Origin of the sequence: Streptomyces durhamensis (assembly GCF_000725475.1) — a bacterium.
In the GTDB taxonomy this organism is placed as follows: domain Bacteria; phylum Actinomycetota; class Actinomycetes; order Streptomycetales; family Streptomycetaceae; genus Streptomyces; species Streptomyces filipinensis.
On sequence record NZ_JNXR01000008.1, the window covers coordinates 241261 to 257513 of the forward strand.

The 16253-nt window shown below is 70.1% G+C and carries 13 protein-coding genes, 4 tRNA genes and 1 pseudogene; 6 read left to right on the plus strand and 12 right to left on the minus strand.

The window, feature by feature from the left end; all coding sequences use genetic code 11:
• Positions 1-50: 50 nt before the first annotated feature.
• A complete protein-coding gene (locus IO33_RS47290; RefSeq protein WP_069780012.1) occupies positions 51-302 on the minus strand; it encodes a DUF3073 domain-containing protein in 252 nt (83 codons plus the stop codon).
• Between the two features lie 290 nt (positions 303-592).
• The gene (locus IO33_RS0114690) at positions 593-1699 is read right to left on the minus strand and encodes a Leu/Phe/Val dehydrogenase (RefSeq protein WP_031164656.1); all 1107 of its coding nucleotides are present in this window, start codon (positions 1697-1699) and stop codon (positions 593-595) included.
• 200 nt (positions 1700-1899) lie between these two features.
• Here IO33_RS0114690 and IO33_RS0114695 point away from each other — a divergent pair, with 200 nt between their 5' ends.
• A complete protein-coding gene (locus tag IO33_RS0114695) occupies positions 1900-2742 on the plus strand; it encodes a DUF8083 family protein (protein ID WP_031164659.1) in 843 nt (280 codons plus the stop codon).
• 518 nt (positions 2743-3260) lie between these two features.
• The gene (bldC, locus tag IO33_RS0114700) at positions 3261-3467 is read left to right on the plus strand and encodes a developmental transcriptional regulator BldC (RefSeq protein WP_003949541.1); all 207 of its coding nucleotides are present in this window, start codon (positions 3261-3263) and stop codon (positions 3465-3467) included.
• Between the two features lie 461 nt (positions 3468-3928).
• Here bldC and IO33_RS0114705 read toward each other — a convergent pair whose 3' ends face one another.
• The 5 genes from IO33_RS0114705 to IO33_RS0114725 all read right to left on the minus strand — a co-directional run bounded on the left by IO33_RS0114705 (position 3929) and on the right by IO33_RS0114725 (position 9147).
• A complete protein-coding gene (locus IO33_RS0114705) occupies positions 3929-4120 on the minus strand; it encodes a DUF6274 family protein (protein WP_031164661.1) in 192 nt (63 codons plus the stop codon).
• A 335-nt stretch (positions 4121-4455) separates the two neighbouring features.
• Positions 4456-4530: transfer RNA gene (locus tag IO33_RS0114710), tRNA-Asp, on the minus strand.
• Positions 4531-4625: 95 nt separating this feature from the next.
• Entirely contained in the window at positions 4626-8570 is a 3945-nt protein-coding gene (gene hrpA, locus IO33_RS0114715) for an ATP-dependent RNA helicase HrpA (protein ID WP_031164663.1), read from the minus strand.
• A gap of 56 nt (positions 8571-8626) precedes the next feature.
• The gene (locus IO33_RS0114720) at positions 8627-8935 is read right to left on the minus strand and encodes a hypothetical protein (RefSeq protein ID WP_425347964.1); all 309 of its coding nucleotides are present in this window, start codon (positions 8933-8935) and stop codon (positions 8627-8629) included.
• Between the two features lie 17 nt (positions 8936-8952).
• Positions 8953-9147 (minus strand): DivIVA domain-containing protein, encoded by a 195-nt coding sequence (locus tag IO33_RS0114725; RefSeq protein ID WP_031164667.1) that lies wholly within the window; start codon positions 9145-9147, stop codon positions 8953-8955.
• 169 nt (positions 9148-9316) lie between these two features.
• Between IO33_RS0114725 and IO33_RS0114730 the strand changes: the two genes are divergently transcribed.
• Both IO33_RS0114730 and IO33_RS0114735 read left to right on the plus strand, forming a co-directional pair.
• Positions 9317-10048, plus strand: a complete 732-nt coding sequence (locus IO33_RS0114730; protein ID WP_031164669.1) for a glycosyltransferase family 2 protein — start codon at positions 9317-9319, stop codon at positions 10046-10048.
• A gap of 374 nt (positions 10049-10422) precedes the next feature.
• Positions 10423-10623 carry a DUF1918 domain-containing protein gene (locus IO33_RS0114735; RefSeq protein WP_031164671.1) on the plus strand — a complete coding sequence of 67 codons (201 nt, stop codon included), beginning with the start codon at positions 10423-10425 and terminating at the stop codon, positions 10621-10623.
• Between the two features lie 133 nt (positions 10624-10756).
• On the opposite strand, the gene IO33_RS0114740 is transcribed toward IO33_RS0114735, so the two are convergent.
• The 5 genes from IO33_RS0114740 to IO33_RS0114760 all read right to left on the minus strand — a co-directional run bounded on the left by IO33_RS0114740 (position 10757) and on the right by IO33_RS0114760 (position 13212).
• Positions 10757-10830, minus strand: a tRNA-Phe gene (locus IO33_RS0114740).
• A 24-nt stretch (positions 10831-10854) separates the two neighbouring features.
• Positions 10855-10929 (minus strand) — tRNA-Asp (locus IO33_RS0114745).
• A 36-nt stretch (positions 10930-10965) separates the two neighbouring features.
• Positions 10966-11038 (minus strand) — tRNA-Glu (locus IO33_RS0114750).
• Between the two features lie 80 nt (positions 11039-11118).
• Positions 11119-12699 carry a metallophosphoesterase family protein gene (locus tag IO33_RS0114755; RefSeq protein WP_031164673.1) on the minus strand — a complete coding sequence of 527 codons (1581 nt, stop codon included), beginning with the start codon at positions 12697-12699 and terminating at the stop codon, positions 11119-11121.
• 171 nt (positions 12700-12870) lie between these two features.
• A complete protein-coding gene (locus IO33_RS0114760; protein ID WP_209438858.1) occupies positions 12871-13212 on the minus strand; it encodes a metallopeptidase family protein in 342 nt (113 codons plus the stop codon).
• A 230-nt stretch (positions 13213-13442) separates the two neighbouring features.
• Here IO33_RS0114760 and IO33_RS0114765 point away from each other — a divergent pair, with 230 nt between their 5' ends.
• A complete protein-coding gene (locus IO33_RS0114765) occupies positions 13443-13955 on the plus strand; it encodes a hypothetical protein (protein ID WP_031164677.1) in 513 nt (170 codons plus the stop codon).
• Positions 13956-14206: 251 nt separating this feature from the next.
• Positions 14207-16212 (plus strand): annotated as a pseudogene (locus tag IO33_RS44130) (DEAD/DEAH box helicase).
• The last annotated feature ends 41 nt before the right edge of the window (positions 16213-16253 follow it).

Here is a 16253-nt window from a genome sequence, read left to right on the forward strand (position 1 = left end):
GAAGCCGGTCGGTGGCAGTGCCACCGACCGGGCGAGTGCTCAGTGCAAGGTCAAGCGCCGCGACGATGTTGTGAGGGACCGTCGTCTTCATCCTCGTCGTCGTCCTCATAGAGGTCGGCATAACGAGAGTAAAGATCGTCCTCTTCATTCTCATCGTCCTCGAACGGCTCGCTGTTCGGCGGCTGGCTCGAAGTCGATGCGCCCAGTTCACTGGCCAGCCGTGACAGGTCAGTCCCACCGCTGTTGTACTTCAGCTGGCGGGCGACCTTCGTCTGCTTGGCCTTGGCCCGGCCGCGCCCCATGGCTCGACCCCCTCGGTGACGGGGCTTGATGGCCCCAGAGTCTGACACGCGTTCATGATCTGGAACGGACCCTCCGCGGAGAGGCCGGTCCGTAGGGCTTCCACGGTACCTGAGCCCGCGCCCATACGGTACGTCGCCCGCAGCACGCGCGTGTGCCCAGGACCTTCGAGGCGCCCTGTCCTCGCTGGTCAGTGGCGATTTTAACCACTTATCGGGGAACGACCCGCCGGTGGAAGTGAGAGTTCTCTCTAAGTTCCCGCCGGCGGGTACCGCTCACGTGTGCGACCGGGTCAGTGTGCGGTGTGCCCGGCGCGGGCCTCGGCCATCCGCTGCTCGGCGATCCGGTCGGCCGCCGCGGCCGGCGGAATACCGTCTTCCTTCGCACGTGCGAATATGGCCAGCGTGGTGTCGAAGATCTTCGCGGCCTTCGCCCTGCACCGGTCGAAGTCGAACCCGTGCAGCTCGTCGGCCACCTGGATGACCCCGCCGGCGTTCACCACGTAGTCCGGCGCGTAGAGGATCCCGCGGTCGGCGAGGTCCTTCTCCACGCCCGGGTGGGCGAGCTGGTTGTTGGCCGCGCCGCACACCACCCTGGCGGTGAGCACCGGGACGGAGCCGTCGTTCAGGGCGCCGCCGAGCGCGCAGGGGGCGTAGATGTCCAGCCCCTCGACCCGGATCAGCTGCTCGGTGTCGGCGACCGCCGTCACGCCCACCGGGTACTGGTCGAGGATCCGCTGGACGGCGTCCGCGCGCACGTCCGTGACGACGACCTCGGCGCCCTCGTCCCGCAGGTGCTTCACCAGGTGGTGGCCGACCTTGCCGACGCCGGCGACGCCGACCTTGCGGCCGCGCAGCGTGGGGTCGCCCCACAGGTGCTGGGCGGAGGCGCGCATGCCCTGGTAGACGCCGAAGGCGGTGAGCACCGAGGAGTCGCCGGCGCCGCCGTTCTCGGGCGAGCGGCCGGTGGTCCAGCGGCACTCACGGGCCACGACGTCCATGTCGGCGACGTAGGTGCCGACGTCGCACGCGGTGACGTAGCGCCCGCCGAGCGAGGCGACCATGCGGCCGTAGGCGAGGAGGAGCTCCTCGGTCTTGTCGCGCTCGGGGTCGCCGATGATCACGGCCTTGCCACCGCCGTGGTCGAGGCCGGCCATGGCGTTCTTGTACGACATCCCGCGCGCGAGGTTGAGGGCGTCGGCGACGGCCTCGGCCTCGGTCGCGTAGGGGTAGAAGCGCGTGCCGCCGAGGGCCGGGCCCAGGGCGGTGGAGTGGAGGGCGATCACGGCCTTCAGGCCGGACGCGCGGTCCTGGCAGAGCACGACCTGCTCATGGCCCCCCTGGTCCGACTGGAACAGGGTGTGCAGGACATCAGCAGGTGCGCCAATTACGTCGGTCACTGTGGTGACTCCTGTGTAAAGAGCGGCGAGTGGGGTCGGACCCCGTACGGGTGGCGGGGTGCCGTGGCATGAGCGTAGAGCCTTGGCGCGACCACCATCCGTGCAGTGTTCAGGATCACTCTCCCGAGCCTCTTGTGCACGCATGACCGTGGCACGATTTGCAGTGGTTTCGAGCGGGGCCCGATGGGGAGGGAGCAGGCGTGCCGAAGGTGTCCTCCGTGGTCGTCCCCTATGCCGCGTACCTGCGCGTGTACGAGCCGCTGGGCGCCTTCCCGGAGCCGGAGCGCGGCCACTGGGAGCGTTACGCCCGCCGTTCCGAGCACCCTTCCTGCCAGGACGAACTGCGGCGCTCCCTGGCGGACTTGCTGCCCACCCCGCCGGTCGCGGTGCCGGTGCACGAGAGCGGCGACGCCTTCGTGACGGAGGTCGACGGCGTGCTCTGCGTGTGCCCGTGGCGGACCCGGCTGCGCGGCTGGCAGGCGCTCGGCGAGCTGGCGGAGGAGCTGCCGGCACCGGTGCTGGACGCGGTGCTGCCCCCGGTCGTACGCCGCCAGGCGGCCCAGGACTACGAGCGCTGGCTCGCCCGCAACCCCGACGCCCGCCCGTGGATCCGCACGGCGACCTGGCAGGTGCCGCTGAACTGGTTCGTGCTGGTCTCCGACGAGGAGCGGCGGTACGAGAAGGGCACCGCGGAGGTGCCGCCGCTGCTGCGCTACCGCACGCCCATGGTGCAGGCCCGGCGCCGGGTGGCGCGGGCGCTGCGCGCGCTGAGGGACGCGGTCGAGGAGAGCCCGCTGATCGACGGCCTGGTGGACGTCGGCCGCTGGCTGGAGGAGTTCCACCCGCGCTCGCTGGTCGAGCTGGACTACGGCGGCCTGGTGCATGTGCTGCCGGCCGGTGAGCTGGAGGGCGACCACTCGGCGGCGGACGTGGCCGGCGGCATCGAGGCGCTGCGCCGGGGTGACGGGGCGGCGGCCGGAGAGGCCTATGTGCGGCTCGTGGAGCGGTGGCGGGCGGTACGGGACCGGCGTTCCGCGAACTGAGTGACGTAGGTCACGGCTCAAACGGCGTCGAACGACGTACGGTCTACGGCACTTGCCCATCTGACGGGATGTTGGTCCCGATCTGGACTTTTGCCTCAAGGGTGATGGACAGCACTTACAAGAGTCTTGCCCTAAGTGCCGCCCCTCATGCCAAAATAGGACAAGGAGTCCGGGGAGGGCTCCGTCCGCCCAACTATGCTCCACTGTGGGCGGATTCTCAGCATTGCCTGCTTTGGGGGGTCTGGTGCCTCCTGATCGCCCTGTGACTGATCGTCACAGTGGCGTGACTGTCCGCTATGGCATGGTCCATCGGCTTCCGTCGCTGATGAACACCTGGGAGGGCAATTCCATCGGTTTGGCCGACGCGGCTGGACAGATGGTGTAGTTGTAGTGCCGAGGACAAGCCGTTCGTCCTATAACCGACTCGACTCGCGTCCGCCATTTCGGGCAACGCGGGTCAAGGTGCAGAATTTAGAGGAAAGAACCGAGAAGGTTCGGTTCTCCCGAGGAGGCCGCTCATGACCGCTCGCACCCCTGATGCCGAGCCGCTGCTGACCCCGGCTGAGGTCGCCACCATGTTCCGTGTCGACCCCAAGACGGTCACGCGGTGGGCGAAGGCCGGCAAGCTCACGTCCATCCGTACGCTCGGCGGGCACCGCCGCTACCGCGAGGCCGAGGTCCGCGCTCTTCTCGCGGGCATCCCGCAGCAGCGCAGCGAGGCCTGAACAACCGCATAACCGGGCAAGACGGCAGGTCCCCCAACCGGCCGAGGCGCTCGGAACCCTAGCTACAAGCGACGCGGGACCTGCCCCAACAGGCCCCTCGCCCAAGCCGAAGAGAACGTTGTAGGCAGCGCCACAGGGTGCGTCGTGGATCGCGCTGGACTCCGCCGAGTCCAGCGCGATCTTTTTTGTGCGCTGGTCGGAGCGGGGGGCGGGCCCCTGTGAGCGGCCTTGTCGGAGTCTGGGCAGGGCTGTCGGAACCGCTGTGCGGGATCTCTGGGGCCGGTGCAATTGCACATATTAAATTGACCAGTTGTAGGGCGGGGGTAAGTACCGACCTTTCAAAAACTCATGCGGTGACTCCTGTCACATGCCCCGGCAGTTGTTGCCGGCGGCATGCGTGCGCTAGTGGAAGCGCCCGTTCCAGCGCCCCGCGCGCGGTGGGCTGTTGGGGCCGGCGCCGGTCACGCGCTGCGGGGACTTTCGTCCTCGGCTTCCTCGTCGGCGGGTTCCGGGACCCGCGGGCCGGCGTCCATCGCCAGCCGCAGCAGGTGGTGGCAGATGGGGCAGTGGCGGGTGAGATGCCGGTAGGACGAGGCGGCCGACAGGTGCGCCCTCAGCAGCGCCCGTGTCTCGTGCCTGACCGATGCCGCCATACGCCACCTCCGCGGACCGCACAGGGGAACGGGCCCTGGTCCCTGGGTACCGGCGCGATGTGCCGCCGTCAAGGGCGCCGGACGGCTCCGCCGGTGCGGCCGGGCCGCCCCTACCGCCACCGGAGTGACTCCTGGGACCGCCGCCCCGGCCCCCGCCCCGGCCCTGAACGTGCCGACGTGCGACTCCACCGCGGACACGGCTTCCAGGGCGGCGAGGCGGCCGGTGGAGAGGGCGCGCATGGGGAAGGGCCCGCTTCCGTTGCCGGATGCGGGCCCTTCGATGACGCGGCATGCGGAAGGCCCCCATCCGATTGGATGAGGGCCTCTCCTGAGCGCGGTCCTGACGGGATTTGAACCCGCGGCCTCCACCTTGACAGGGTGGCGAGCACTCCAAACTGCTCCACAGGACCAGGTTTCGCGGCGCTTTGTTCTGCGTTGCGCTGCGAGAAGAGACTGTACAGGAGGTGAGCCCGCCTGGTCGAACTCACCCTCTGTGTGCGAGTGATTACGGCGCGGCCGCGTCGATCGCCTTCACGATCCGCTTGTCGGATACGGGGTACGCGGTGCCGAGGGCGTGGGCGAAGTAGCTGACCCGGAGCTCCTCGATCATCCAGCGGATGTCCAGGACCTGCTGCGGGACCGGGCGGCCCTGGGGGAGCTGTTCCAGCAGCCAGGCGTACTCGTCCTGCATCTCGTGGACCTTCTCCATGCGGGTGGTGTCCCGCTGGACGCCTGTGGGCATCTGCTGCAGGCGCCGGTCGGCGGCCACCAGGTAGCGCATCAGATCGGGCAGGCGTCGTATGCCCGCCCACGTGACGAAACCGGGCTTCACAAGGGCGTCCAGCTGCTTGCGGACGTCCGTCAGGTTCGCCAGCAGCACGGGGCTGCCGGAGGCCTTCAGGCGGCGCTCACAGGCCTGCCAGGCCGCGAGGACCTGCTGCACCTGGGCGACCGTACGGACCGTCGTGTCGACGATCTCCGCGCGCACCTTGTCGTACAGCTTCCGGTACGACTCCTCGTCCCACACCGGCCCGCCGAAGTCCGCGATCAGCTTGTCGGCCGCCGCCATCGCGCAGTCGTCGAACAGGGCCTGGATCGACCCGTGCGGGTTGGCGGACAGCGCCAGCTTCTGCTGGTTGGTCAGCTTCTCGGACGCGAACTTCGCCGGGTTCACCGGGATGTTCCGCAGGATCAGCCGCCGGGTACCCTTCCACATCGCCTCGGCCTGCTCGGCCTCGGTGTCGAAGAGCCGCACGGAGACCGTGTCGCCGTCGTCCACCAGCGCCGGGTAGGCCTTGACCGGCTGGCCGGCGCGGCGGGTCTCGAAGACCCGGGTCAGCGGGCCGATCGTCCAGTCGGTCAGACCCTTGCGCTCCAGGGACTCGCCGCCCTCGCGGGAGGCCGTGGCCGCGGCCGCCTGGGAGAGGGCCTTCCGCGCCTTCGGCTTCAGCCTGAGCTTCAGCGTCTCCAGGTCCTTGTCCTCGGCCAGCTTCCGGCGCCGTTCGTCGACGATCCGGAAGGTGATCTTGAGGTGGTCGGGGACCTTGGCCCAGTCGAAGTCGTCCGCCTCGAAGGGCACGCCGACCATCCGCTTGAGCTCGCGCGCCATCGTCACCGTCAGCGGCTCCTGCAGGGGGGCCGCCTTCTCCAGGAACGCCCTCGCGTAGTTCGGCGCGGGCACGTAGTGGCGGCGGATCGGCTTCGGCAGGGTGCGGATCAGTTCCGTCACGACCTCCTCGCGCAGGCCCGGGATCTGCCAGTCGAAGCCCTCGTCCGTGACCTGGTTGAGGACCTGCAGCGGGATGTGGACCGTCACACCGTCCGCGTCCGCGCCCGGCTCGAACTGGTACGTCACCCGGAACGTCAGCTGACCCTGCCGCCAGCTGTCCGGGTAGTCGGCCTTCGTGACCGCCTCCGCCGACTCCCGGATGAGCATCTCCCGCTCGAAGTCCAGGAAGTCCGGCTGCTCGTGCCGCTTCCGCTTCCACCAGGAGTCGAAGTGCGCGCCGGAGACGACGTGTTCGGGCACCCGCTGGTCGTAGAAGTCGAAGAGGGTCTCGTCGTCGACCACGATGTCCCGGCGCCGCGCCCGGTGCTCCAGCTCCTCGACCTCGCTGAGGAGCCTGCGGTTGTCGGCGAAGAACTTGTGGTGGGTACGCCAGTCGCCCTCGACCAGCGCGTTGCGGATGAACAGCTCGCGGCTCGTCTGCGGGTCGATGCGGCCGTAGTTCACCTTCCGCTGGGCCACGATCGGGACGCCGTACAGCGTGACCTTCTCGTACGCCATCACGGCCGCCTGGTCCTTCTCCCAGTGCGGTTCGCTGTACGTCCGCTTGAGGAGGTGCCCGGCCAGCGGCTCGACCCACTCGGGCTCGATCTTCGCGTTGACCCGCGCCCAGAGCCGGCTCGTCTCCACCAGCTCGGCCGACATCAGGAACCTGGGCTGCTTCTTGAACAGCGCCGAGCCCGGGAAGACCGCGAACTTGGCGTTGCGGGCGCCCAGGTACTCGTTCTTGTTGCCGTCCTTCACGTCCTTCATCCCGATGTGGGAGAGCAGGCCGGCGAGGAGCGAGACATGGATGCGGTCGGCGGGGGCGTCCTCCTCGACGAGGTGGATGCCCATCTGCTTGGCGACCGTACGCAGCTGGGTGTAGATGTCCTGCCATTCGCGGATGCGCAGGAAGTTCAGGTACTCCTGCTTGCACATGCGGCGGAAGGACGACGAGCCGCGTTCCTTCTGCTGCTCGCGGACGTACCGCCACAGGTTCAGATAGGCGAGGAAGTCGCTGGTCTCGTCTTTGAAGCGGGCGTGCTGCTGATCCGCCTGCGTCTGCTTCTCGGCCGGGCGCTCGCGCGGGTCCTGGATGGACAGGGCCGCCGCGATGACCATGACCTCACGGACACAGCCGTTCCGGTCGGCCTCCAGGACCATACGGGCCAGGCGCGGGTCGACGGGCAGCTGGGCGAGCTTGCGGCCGGTGTCGGTGAGCCGCTTGCGGACGTCCTTCTGGGACGGGTCCAGCGCGCCCAGCTCCTGGAGCAGCTGGACACCGTCGCGGATGTTGCGGTGGTCCGGCGGGTCGATGAACGGGAACTTCTCGATGTCGCCGAGGCCGGCCGCGGTCATCTGCAGGATGACGGAGGCGAGGTTCGTGCGCAGGATCTCCGCGTCCGTGAACTCCGGCCGGGCGAGGAAGTCGTCCTCGCTGTACAGCCGGATGCAGATGCCGTCGCTCGTACGGCCGCAGCGGCCCTTGCGCTGGTTGGCGCTGGCCTGCGAGATCGGCTCGATCGGCAGACGCTGGACCTTGGTGCGGTGGCTGTAGCGGCTGATCCGGGCGAAGCCGGGGTCGATGACGTACTTGATGCCGGGGACGGTCAGGGAGGTCTCGGCGACGTTGGTGGCCAGAACGATCCTGCGCCCGGTGTGTGCCTGGAAGACCCGGTGCTGCTCGGCGTGCGAGAGCCGGGCGTAGAGCGGAAGCACCTCGGTGAATCGGTACTTCTTCTTCTCCAGCGCGTCGGCCGTGTCCCGGATCTCCCGCTCACCGGACAGGAAGACGAGGATGTCGCCCTGCCCCTCGCCCATCAGCTCCTCGACGGCGTCGGTGATCGCGGTGATCTGGTCCCGGTCGGTGTCCTCGGACTCCTCTTCCAGCAGCGGGCGGTAGCGCACCTCCACCGGGTACGTCCGGCCGCTGACCTCGATGATCGGCGCGTCGCCGAAGTGCCGGGAGAAGCGCTCGGGATCGATGGTCGCCGAGGTGATGACGACCTTGAGGTCCGGCCGCTTCGGCAGCAGCTGGGCGAGGTAGCCCAGCAGGAAGTCGATGTTCAGGGACCGCTCGTGGGCCTCGTCGATGATGATCGTGTCGTAGGCGCGCAGCTCGCGGTCCGTCTGGATCTCGGCGAGAAGGATGCCGTCCGTCATCAGCTTGATGAACGTGGCGTCCGGGTTCACCTGGTCGGTGAACCGCACCTTCCAGCCGACGGTCTCACCGAGGGGCGTCCGCAGCTCCTCCGCGACCCGCTCGGCGACGGTCCGGGCGGCGATACGACGGGGCTGCGTGTGCCCGATCATGCCGCGCACGCCACGCCCCAGCTCCACACAGATCTTCGGGATCTGCGTGGTCTTGCCGGAGCCGGTCTCACCGGCGACGATGACGACCTGGTGATCGCGGATGGCCGCCGCGATGTCGTCCTTCTTCTGGCTGACCGGCAGCTGTTCGGGGTACGTGACGGCGGGCACGCGGGCACGCCGTGCACCGATCCGTTCCTCGGCCCTGCCGATCTCGCCCTCGATCTCGGCGAGGACGGCGGCACGGGCCTCCGGCTTACGGATCTTGCGCGCGCCTTCGAGCCGTCGGCCGAGCCGCTGTGCGTCGCGCAGCGACAGCTCGGTCAGACGGGGGGCGAGGGCGCCGAGGGCGGGGGCGGGATGCGTAGACATACGCGGTCCAGGATCTCACCCCGCCCAAAAAACACGCGAACGATTTGACCGGCGGCCTAGGGGGTGCGCTGGGCGGGCGCCGGCGTGGGCGGGGCCGGTGCGGTGTCGTGCTGCCGGGCCCGGGGGCCGTTGCCGAGGGCGATCGACCGGGCGGTGTTGGAGACGGCCTTGATGCCCAGGTAGGCGGTCGTCATGCCGCTGACCGCGGTGAACGCGGCGGTGAGGATGCCGACGATCACCGCTTTGTCGCCGTTGAGCCGCCAGATGCCGAAGATCGCGACACTGGTGATCGCGATGTTGCTGATGACGACCGCGAGCAGCCCGTACCGGGCCCAGTCCTTCTCGAGCCCGGTGTCGTGCGTCACTCCGCCCTCCTGCTGACTCATCGTCCCCCACTTCGCAGCTCGGCGATCCGCGCGTCCACCTGCGCACGGTCGTAGCCGCGCCGGACGATGTCGAAGACGGGCGGCGGCGGGCCCGCTGCCGCAGGTGCGGCCAGGCCGGCCAGATAGGCGTCCACCTGGGCGCGGTCATAGCCACGCCGAGCGATGTCGAAACCCCGGAAGTCGTCTGCCACGGATGCCCCCTACAGGCCGGCGCGGACCGGTCCGGTACGACGATACGTGTGCGGTGGTCTCCGCCGGCCGGGGAGTCGGCCGACACGCAGGGCACTGAATGTAAAACCTTGGCCATTGGTTCATGTCATGATCACGGAGGGCACATCCGTCTCTGGCAGGACCCCTTGTATGCCGACCATCAGCGTCATCACCGCCGTCCACAACGGCGGCCACCACTTCCTCCGTGACACCTACGAGTCCCTGCGCGAACAAAAGCTCCCAGACGACTGGCAATGGGAATGGTGCGTGCAGGAGGACGGCACCTCGGGCATCCCCGCGAACAGCCTGCCCAGCGACCCCAGGGTCACCTTCGGGACCGGACTGCGAGCGCGCATAGCGGTGACGCGTACACACGCTCTCGCGCGCGCGACAGGAGACCTGATCCGGACCCTGGACGCGGATGACGTCCTGCTGCCGGGCGCGCTGGAGAGGGACATCGAGACCCTGGAACGCGTGGCGTGGTGCGTGTCCGCCTGCGTCGACCTCCACCAGGACGGGAGCACCGCACCGGGTCCTTACGACCCTCCGGGCGGCCCCTTGGAGCCGGCCCGCTTCTACCGCGAGGTGCAGGAGCACCGTCTGTCCGTTCAGGCGACCACATTCGCCGCGCACCGTCGCCTGGTGCTCGCGTTGGGCGGCTGGCAGGCCCTGTCCGGAGCCGAGACGGTTGCCCTGCTCCTCGCCGCGGAAGCCGTGGCACCGGGAGAGTTCATAGCGGAGCCGAGCGTCCTCTATCGCAAGCACCCCGGCCAGACGACGGCATCGCACCACTACTGGGAACCGGCTGAAGCGGCCACCCGGATCGACGCGCTCATACAACGCGCCGGCGCCCTGCGCGAGTCTGGCTGGAAGTGGCAGTAGGCCGACACGAGAACAGCCCCTCCGAAGATCTCCGGAAGGGCCTCCGAACCTCGGACGGGCTGTCGAAGTCAGCCTGTGCAGCCGGGGACAGTGTGGGGCGGAGCGCAGTTGTCTCCGGGGCGTTGTCGCGTACTCGGGAATTCGTCAGCGTCAGCGTGCCGCCGCCGTTGAAGATGCCACCGCCGGATCTGTCGGCAGTGTTGCCGCTCACCGTGGAGTGGTCCATGGGCTTCTGCTCGACCTGGGTGTTCCGCCTCACATCGTCCCTCTCGCCCAAGCGAGTGATCTTGGTGCGACAGTCCTGAAACCGGCGGTTGGGCGCGCCAGCGTGGGGGATGGACTGTCCCGGATCTCTACGAGAAGAGGAGAGGGAAATGCACGCCAGCAAGGGTGACCGGCTCGTCGTCCATGGACGTGTCGTCGGGCAACAGGATCACGTGGTGGAGATCGTGGAAGTCCTCGGGCCGAACGGGACTCCGCCCTACAGGGTGAGGGCTGAGAACGGTCACGAGACGATCATGTCTCCGGGGCCGGACAGCGTCATCGATCACCGCAAGGCTAGTGAGCAGTTCTAGCTGCGGTAGCTCGCTCCGCGAAGGTGGGTCCGCCGCTCTGTAGGAGCCGTTGGCGTACCGGTTGGCGTAGCCGACACGAAAACACCCCCTCCGGAAGAATCCGGAGGGGGTGTATGCCCTGGTAGGGCGGCTGTGGCTGGGGCCGGGGTCGAACCGGCGACCTTCCGCTTTTCAGGCGGACGCTCGTACCAACTGAGCTACCCAGCCACGGTGTTTCACGTGAAACACCAGCGGTCCTGACGGGATTTGAACCCGCGGCCTCCACCTTGACAGGGTGGCGAGCACTCCAAACTGCTCCACAGGACCAAGCGTGCGTGCAACAGTGTCGCACACGGTGTTGCGTGCCCCCAACGGGATTCGAACCCGTGCTACCGCCTTGAAAGGGCGGCGTCCTAGGCCGCTAGACGATGAGGGCTATCGGCCCGCCTGGGCGCTTCTCAGCGCGTCGGGGACGTGAGAAGCATATGGGATGGCGGGGAGGATCGCCAAAACGGTTTACGGCGAGGGCGTGAAAGAGGTCCGCGAAGGGGCCGTCGGGGTGGGGGTGGCGGCCGGTTGCCGGCGGTGCGGCCGCCGGCCCAGGGCCTCGTCGGCCAGGTGGCGGCTGACCTCGGCCGTCGTCTCGCCCAGCCCGCCCAGTTTGATCGCGTCCCAGGCCTGCAGCCGGTGGCCGGCACGGTCGAAGTAGAGGATCGAGGCCTCGATGGGGGCCGGATAGGTGCGCTCCACCGCGCGCAGCCCGCTGCCGCCCGTGGAGCCCTCCATGCGCAGCCGGGTGCCGTAGGGCAGCTTCTCGTCCCCCTCGTGGTGCAGATGGCCGCACAGCACCAGCGGGACCTCGCCGTCCGTCTCGCGGGCCGCGACCGGCTCATGGGCGACCGCGACATCGACCGGTGTCCCGGCCGCCCGCCGGTCGCGCAGGGCGCTGGCCAGCCGGTCGCCGGCCAGTTGCTCGGCCGCGTCTCCGCCGGGCACCACCGAGCGGTCGGGGGTGAACTGCGGATCGCCGATGCCCGCGAAGCGCAGGCCCCCGACGGTCTGTGCGCGTCCGTCGTCCAGGACGTGCACGTTCTTCATCCGCTCCAGATAGCGCTGGGTGGTCCGGGAGTCGTGGTTGCCGCGCACCCAGACGTAGGGCACCCCCAGGTCCCGGATCGGGTCCAGGAAGCCGTTCTCCGCCGCCGTGCCGTGGTCCATCGTGTCGCCGGAGTCGACGATCACGTTCACCTTGTACTGCTCCACCAGCGAGGAGATGATCTTCCAGCTCGCCGGGTTGAGATGGATGTCCGACACGTGCAGGACCCGGATGGTGGAGGGGTCCGGCTGGTAGGCCGGAAGCGTGGAGGTGACGTCGTAGAGCTTCGTCACGTTCGTCACCAGGCGGGCCAGCTCCTTCTGGTAGACGTCGAAATCGGTGACGATGCTGCGCGCGTTGCCGACGACCTGCGGCGCCGAGCTGAGCAGCCCGGAGAACCGCGGTTCGAGGATCGACTTCGGGTTCCAGGTGGCGTACGCGCTCGCCCCGGAGGCCGCCAGCAGCGCCAGGGCGAGGCCGCCGGCGGCGAGGGCCCGGCGGGGACTGCGGTAGACGGCGAGACCGAGGGCCGAGGCGCCGACGACCACGGCGACGCAGGAGCGCACGGCCAGGTCCAGCGTGCCGCGCTCGACGTCCTCGGCGACCTCGTCCTGGAGGCCGGAGATCCGCTCGGGGTGATCGACCAGGGCCTGGGAGCGGAGCGGGTCGAGCTGGTCCACGTTCACGTCCAGGCGGACCGGTGCCACATGGCTGTCCAGGGAGAGCGCGCCCAGCGGCGAGATGTTGATCCTCGTGCCGCCGCTGAGGGACGGGCGCAACGCCATCGTCGTGTTCATGGGGCCGACCGGGGTCCGTACGTTCCCCACGATCAGCAGGCCCAGCCAGGCGCCGGCCAGGACGACGGCCGCGAGGCCGAGGGCCTGGAGCCAGGGGCGGGAGCGGGGGGCGAGTTCCGGGGTGTGCGGCGGGCGGTTGCCGCGGCGGGTGGACAGCATGCGGTTCGTCATCGTGCGGAGAGCGGCGATGGGGACGCGGACCATTGGTGCCGTATGCCCAGGGCCCGGTGTGGATATGCGGCTCCCGCCGGCCTCATCCGGGCCTCGTTCGGGCCTCGGCGCGGGCCCGTCGGCGGAGGCCTCGTCCAGGTCTCGTCCGGGCCCGTCGGCGCCCCCGCCGCGCGTTCCTCGCGCGGTGTGCGGGGCACCGGGAGGTCAGCCCCAGCCCAGCTCGTGGAGCCGCGCGTCCTCGATGCCGAAGTGGTGCGCCACCTCGTGGACGACCGTCACGGCCACTTCCTGGACCACGTCCTGCGCCGTCTCGCAGTAGCGCAGGGTCGGGCCCATGTAGATCGTGATGCGGTCCGGGAGGACCCCGGCGTACCACTCGCCGCGTTCCGTGAGCGGGGTGCCCTCGTACAGCCCCAGCAGCTCCGGGTCGTCGGCGGGCGGCTCGTCCTCCACGAAGACGGCCACGTTGTCCATGACCCGCGTCAGCTCCGGCGGGATCCGGTCCAGGGCCTCACTCACCAGTTCTTCGAACCTGTCGCGTGTCATTTCCAGCACAGGGCCATTGTCGGGGAGGGCCTCCCGAGTCGGGAGGATGCGGGGCCCCCGGCCGGTCCGGCTGCCCACTCCGGTGCCGGCGACGCCCGCCCGCACGCCCGCGGGGGTCCGGTGTGGACGCGGGTGCGGCCGGCCGGGGATGCGTGCGGGGCGCGTGTCCTCTTGTGGGTAGCGGGAGTTGGGGAGGTTGACTCCTTTCCTCGCCTCCGGAGGTGGCCGCCGTGCGCCCCTTGCCCGTACCCGTCCGGCTCACCGTCACGGTGCTGGCCCTCGCCGCTGCCGCCGGCTGTGTGAACGTGGGCGACGACGCGAGCCCGGCCAGGCCCTCGCACTCGGCGGGGCAGCACGGCGGCAAGGCGCCCGACGGCGGCCCGGTGGCCGGCGCCCGCGGCCTGGGCCGGGAAAGGGCGGCGGGCGACAGCAAGCACGGCCGCGGCGGCAAGGCCAAGCCGAAGGAGCGGGCCTCCGCGTCGGCCACCCCGTCCGCCGAGGACAGCGCCTCCCCGGCCCCGGCGAAGCCCGGCAAGACCGCGGGGCCCGTGGACCCGGCGCCGACCAAGGCCCCGCCGGCTCCGCCGGTCACCTCCGCCCCGCCCGAGCCGCCTCCGGCCTCCACCCCGCCCCCGGCGACCTCCGAGCCGCCGTCGGCCGAGCCGTCCTCCTCGGCGCACGAGGAGACCGGACCGCAGCTCGTCCAGCGTGAGCCCGCGCCCACGGCCGGGGTGCCCGCGTGAGGGGCCGAGCGGGCGCCGAGCCGAGCCGCGAGTGCCGAGCTGACCTGCGACTATGAGGCTCGGTTTGCCTTCAGGGGTGTTGGGTGCGTATGGTGGTAGATCGTTTGATCCCATTTGCCCGGCGCCACCACAGAGCGCGCCGTGTGGCGCGTACTCTCCTTTGCCGTGGCGGACCGCATTGAGGCGGTCGTGAGCGAATCACGGAGTTGACGGGCGCGTGCCGAAGAGACTCCGGAAGGTTTCGCATACGCATGTCCGTGTCCAGTGCTGATCAGTTCGTCGTGTCCGAGAACGAGCTCGAAAACGAACTCGTCGACGTGACGACCGAGGTCACCGAGGCCCCCGAGGCCGCCGACACCACCCCCCAGACCACCTTCGCCGACCTCGGCCTCCCCGAGGGCGTTGTGCGCAAGCTCGCACAGAACGGCGTGACGACCCCCTTCCCGATCCAGGCGGCGACCATCCCGGACGCCCTGGTCGGCAAGGACATCCTCGGCCGTGGCCGCACCGGCTCCGGCAAGACCCTCTCCTTCGGTCTGCCGACCCTGGCCCAGCTGGCCGGCGGCCGCACCGAGAAGAAGCGGCCCCGCGCCGTCATCCTCACCCCGACCCGTGAGCTGGCCATGCAGGTCGCGGACGCCCTCCAGCCGTACGGCGACGTCGTCGGCCTGAAGATGAAGGTCGTCTGCGGCGGCACCTCCATGGGCAACCAGATCTACGCCCTGGAGCGCGGTGTCGACATCCTCGTCGCCACCCCGGGCCGCCTGCGCGACATCATCAACCGCGGCGCCTGCTCCCTGGAGGACGTGCAGATCACCGTCCTGGACGAGGCCGACCAGATGTCCGACCTGGGCTTCCTGCCCGAGGTCACCGAGCTGCTCGACCAGGTCCCGGCGGGCGGCCAGCGCATGCTCTTCTCCGCCACGATGGAGAACGAGATCCAGACCCTCGTCGACCGCTACCTGAACAGCCCCGTCTCCCACGAGGTGGACGCGGCCCAGGGCGCCGTCACGACGATGTCGCACCACATCCTCATCGTGAAGCCCAAGGACAAGGCGCCGGTCACCGCCGCGATCGCCTCCCGCAAGGGCCGCACGATCATCTTCGTCCGCACCCAGCTGGGCGCCGACCGCGTCGCCGAGCAGCTGCGCGAGGCCGGCGTGAAGGCCGACGCGCTGCACGGCGGCATGACCCAGGGCGCCCGCACCCGCACCCTGGCCGACTTCAAGGACGGGTACGTCAACGTCCTGGTCGCGACGGACGTCGCCGCGCGCGGCATCCACGTCGACGGCATCGACCTGGTCCTGAACGTGGACCCGGCCGGCGACCACAAGGACTACCTGCACCGCGCCGGCCGTACCGCCCGTGCGGGCCGTACCGGCACGGTCGTCTCGCTGTCCCTGCCGCACCAGCGGCGCCAGATCTTCCGTCTGATGGAGGACGCCGGCGTCGACGCCGCGCGCCACATCATCCAGGGTGGCGCCGCCTTCGACCCGGAGGTCGCCGAGATCACCGGCGCCCGCTCCATGACCGAGGTCCAGGCGGAGTCCGCGGGCAACGCGGCCCAGCAGGCCGAGCGTGAGGTCGCCCAGCTCACCAAGCAGCTGGAGCGCGCCCAGCGTCGTGCGACCGAGCTGCGCGAGGAGGCCGACCGGCTGGTGGCCCGGGTCGCCCGCGAGCGCGGCGAGGACCCCGAGGCCGCGGTGGCCGAGGCGCAGGCGACGGCGGCCGAGGAGCTCGCGGTGGCCGAGCAGCCGGCGGAGCGCGAGACCGAGCGCGAGGAGCGCCCGGCGGCCTCGGCGCCGTACGAGCGCCGGGAGCGCCGGACCTTCGACCGTGACCGTGGCGAGCGGGGCTTCGAGCGCCGCGACGAGCGGGGCGACCGGGGTGAGCGCGGTGGCCGTGGCTTCGAGCGGCGTGACGAGCGTCGCCCGTTCGACCGCGACCGTGGTTCCGAGCGTCGTGACGACCGTGGTGGCCGTTCCTTCGAGCGTCGCGACGAGCGCCGTCCGTTCGACCGTGACCGTCGTGACGACCGTGGTGGCCGTTCCTTCGAGCGCCGTGACGACCGGGGCGGCTTCACGAGCGTGGCGGGCACCGGGGCAGCGACCGTCCGTTCAACCGCGACCGCCGCGACGACCGCCCGGGCTTTCGCACCGGCGGCCACGAGCGCCCCTACGGCCGCCGTGACGACCACCGCGGCAACGGCTCCTTCGGCCGCCGTGAGGACAAGCCGCGCTGGAAGCGCAACGGCTGACGCCGAGTGACCCGACGAGGGCCCGTACGACTCCGGTCGTG

Coding starts and splice junctions, on each gene's coding strand:
- IO33_RS47290 (WP_069780012.1), bottom strand. CDS start 302: ATGGGGCGCGGCCGGGCCAAGGCCAAGCAGACGAAGGTCGCCCGCCAG.
- bldC (WP_003949541.1), top strand. CDS start 3,261: ATGACCGCTCGCACCCCTGATGCCGAGCCGCTGCTGACCCCGGCTGAG.
- IO33_RS0114705 (WP_031164661.1), bottom strand. CDS start 4,120: ATGGCGGCATCGGTCAGGCACGAGACACGGGCGCTGCTGAGGGCGCAC.
- hrpA (WP_031164663.1), bottom strand. CDS start 8,570: ATGTCTACGCATCCCGCCCCCGCCCTCGGCGCCCTCGCCCCCCGTCTG.
- IO33_RS0114730 (WP_031164669.1), top strand. CDS start 9,317: ATGCCGACCATCAGCGTCATCACCGCCGTCCACAACGGCGGCCACCAC.
- IO33_RS0114735 (WP_031164671.1), top strand. CDS start 10,423: ATGCACGCCAGCAAGGGTGACCGGCTCGTCGTCCATGGACGTGTCGTC.
- IO33_RS0114755 (WP_031164673.1), bottom strand. CDS start 12,699: ATGGTCCGCGTCCCCATCGCCGCTCTCCGCACGATGACGAACCGCATG.
- IO33_RS0114760 (WP_209438858.1), bottom strand. CDS start 13,212: ATGACACGCGACAGGTTCGAAGAACTGGTGAGTGAGGCCCTGGACCGG.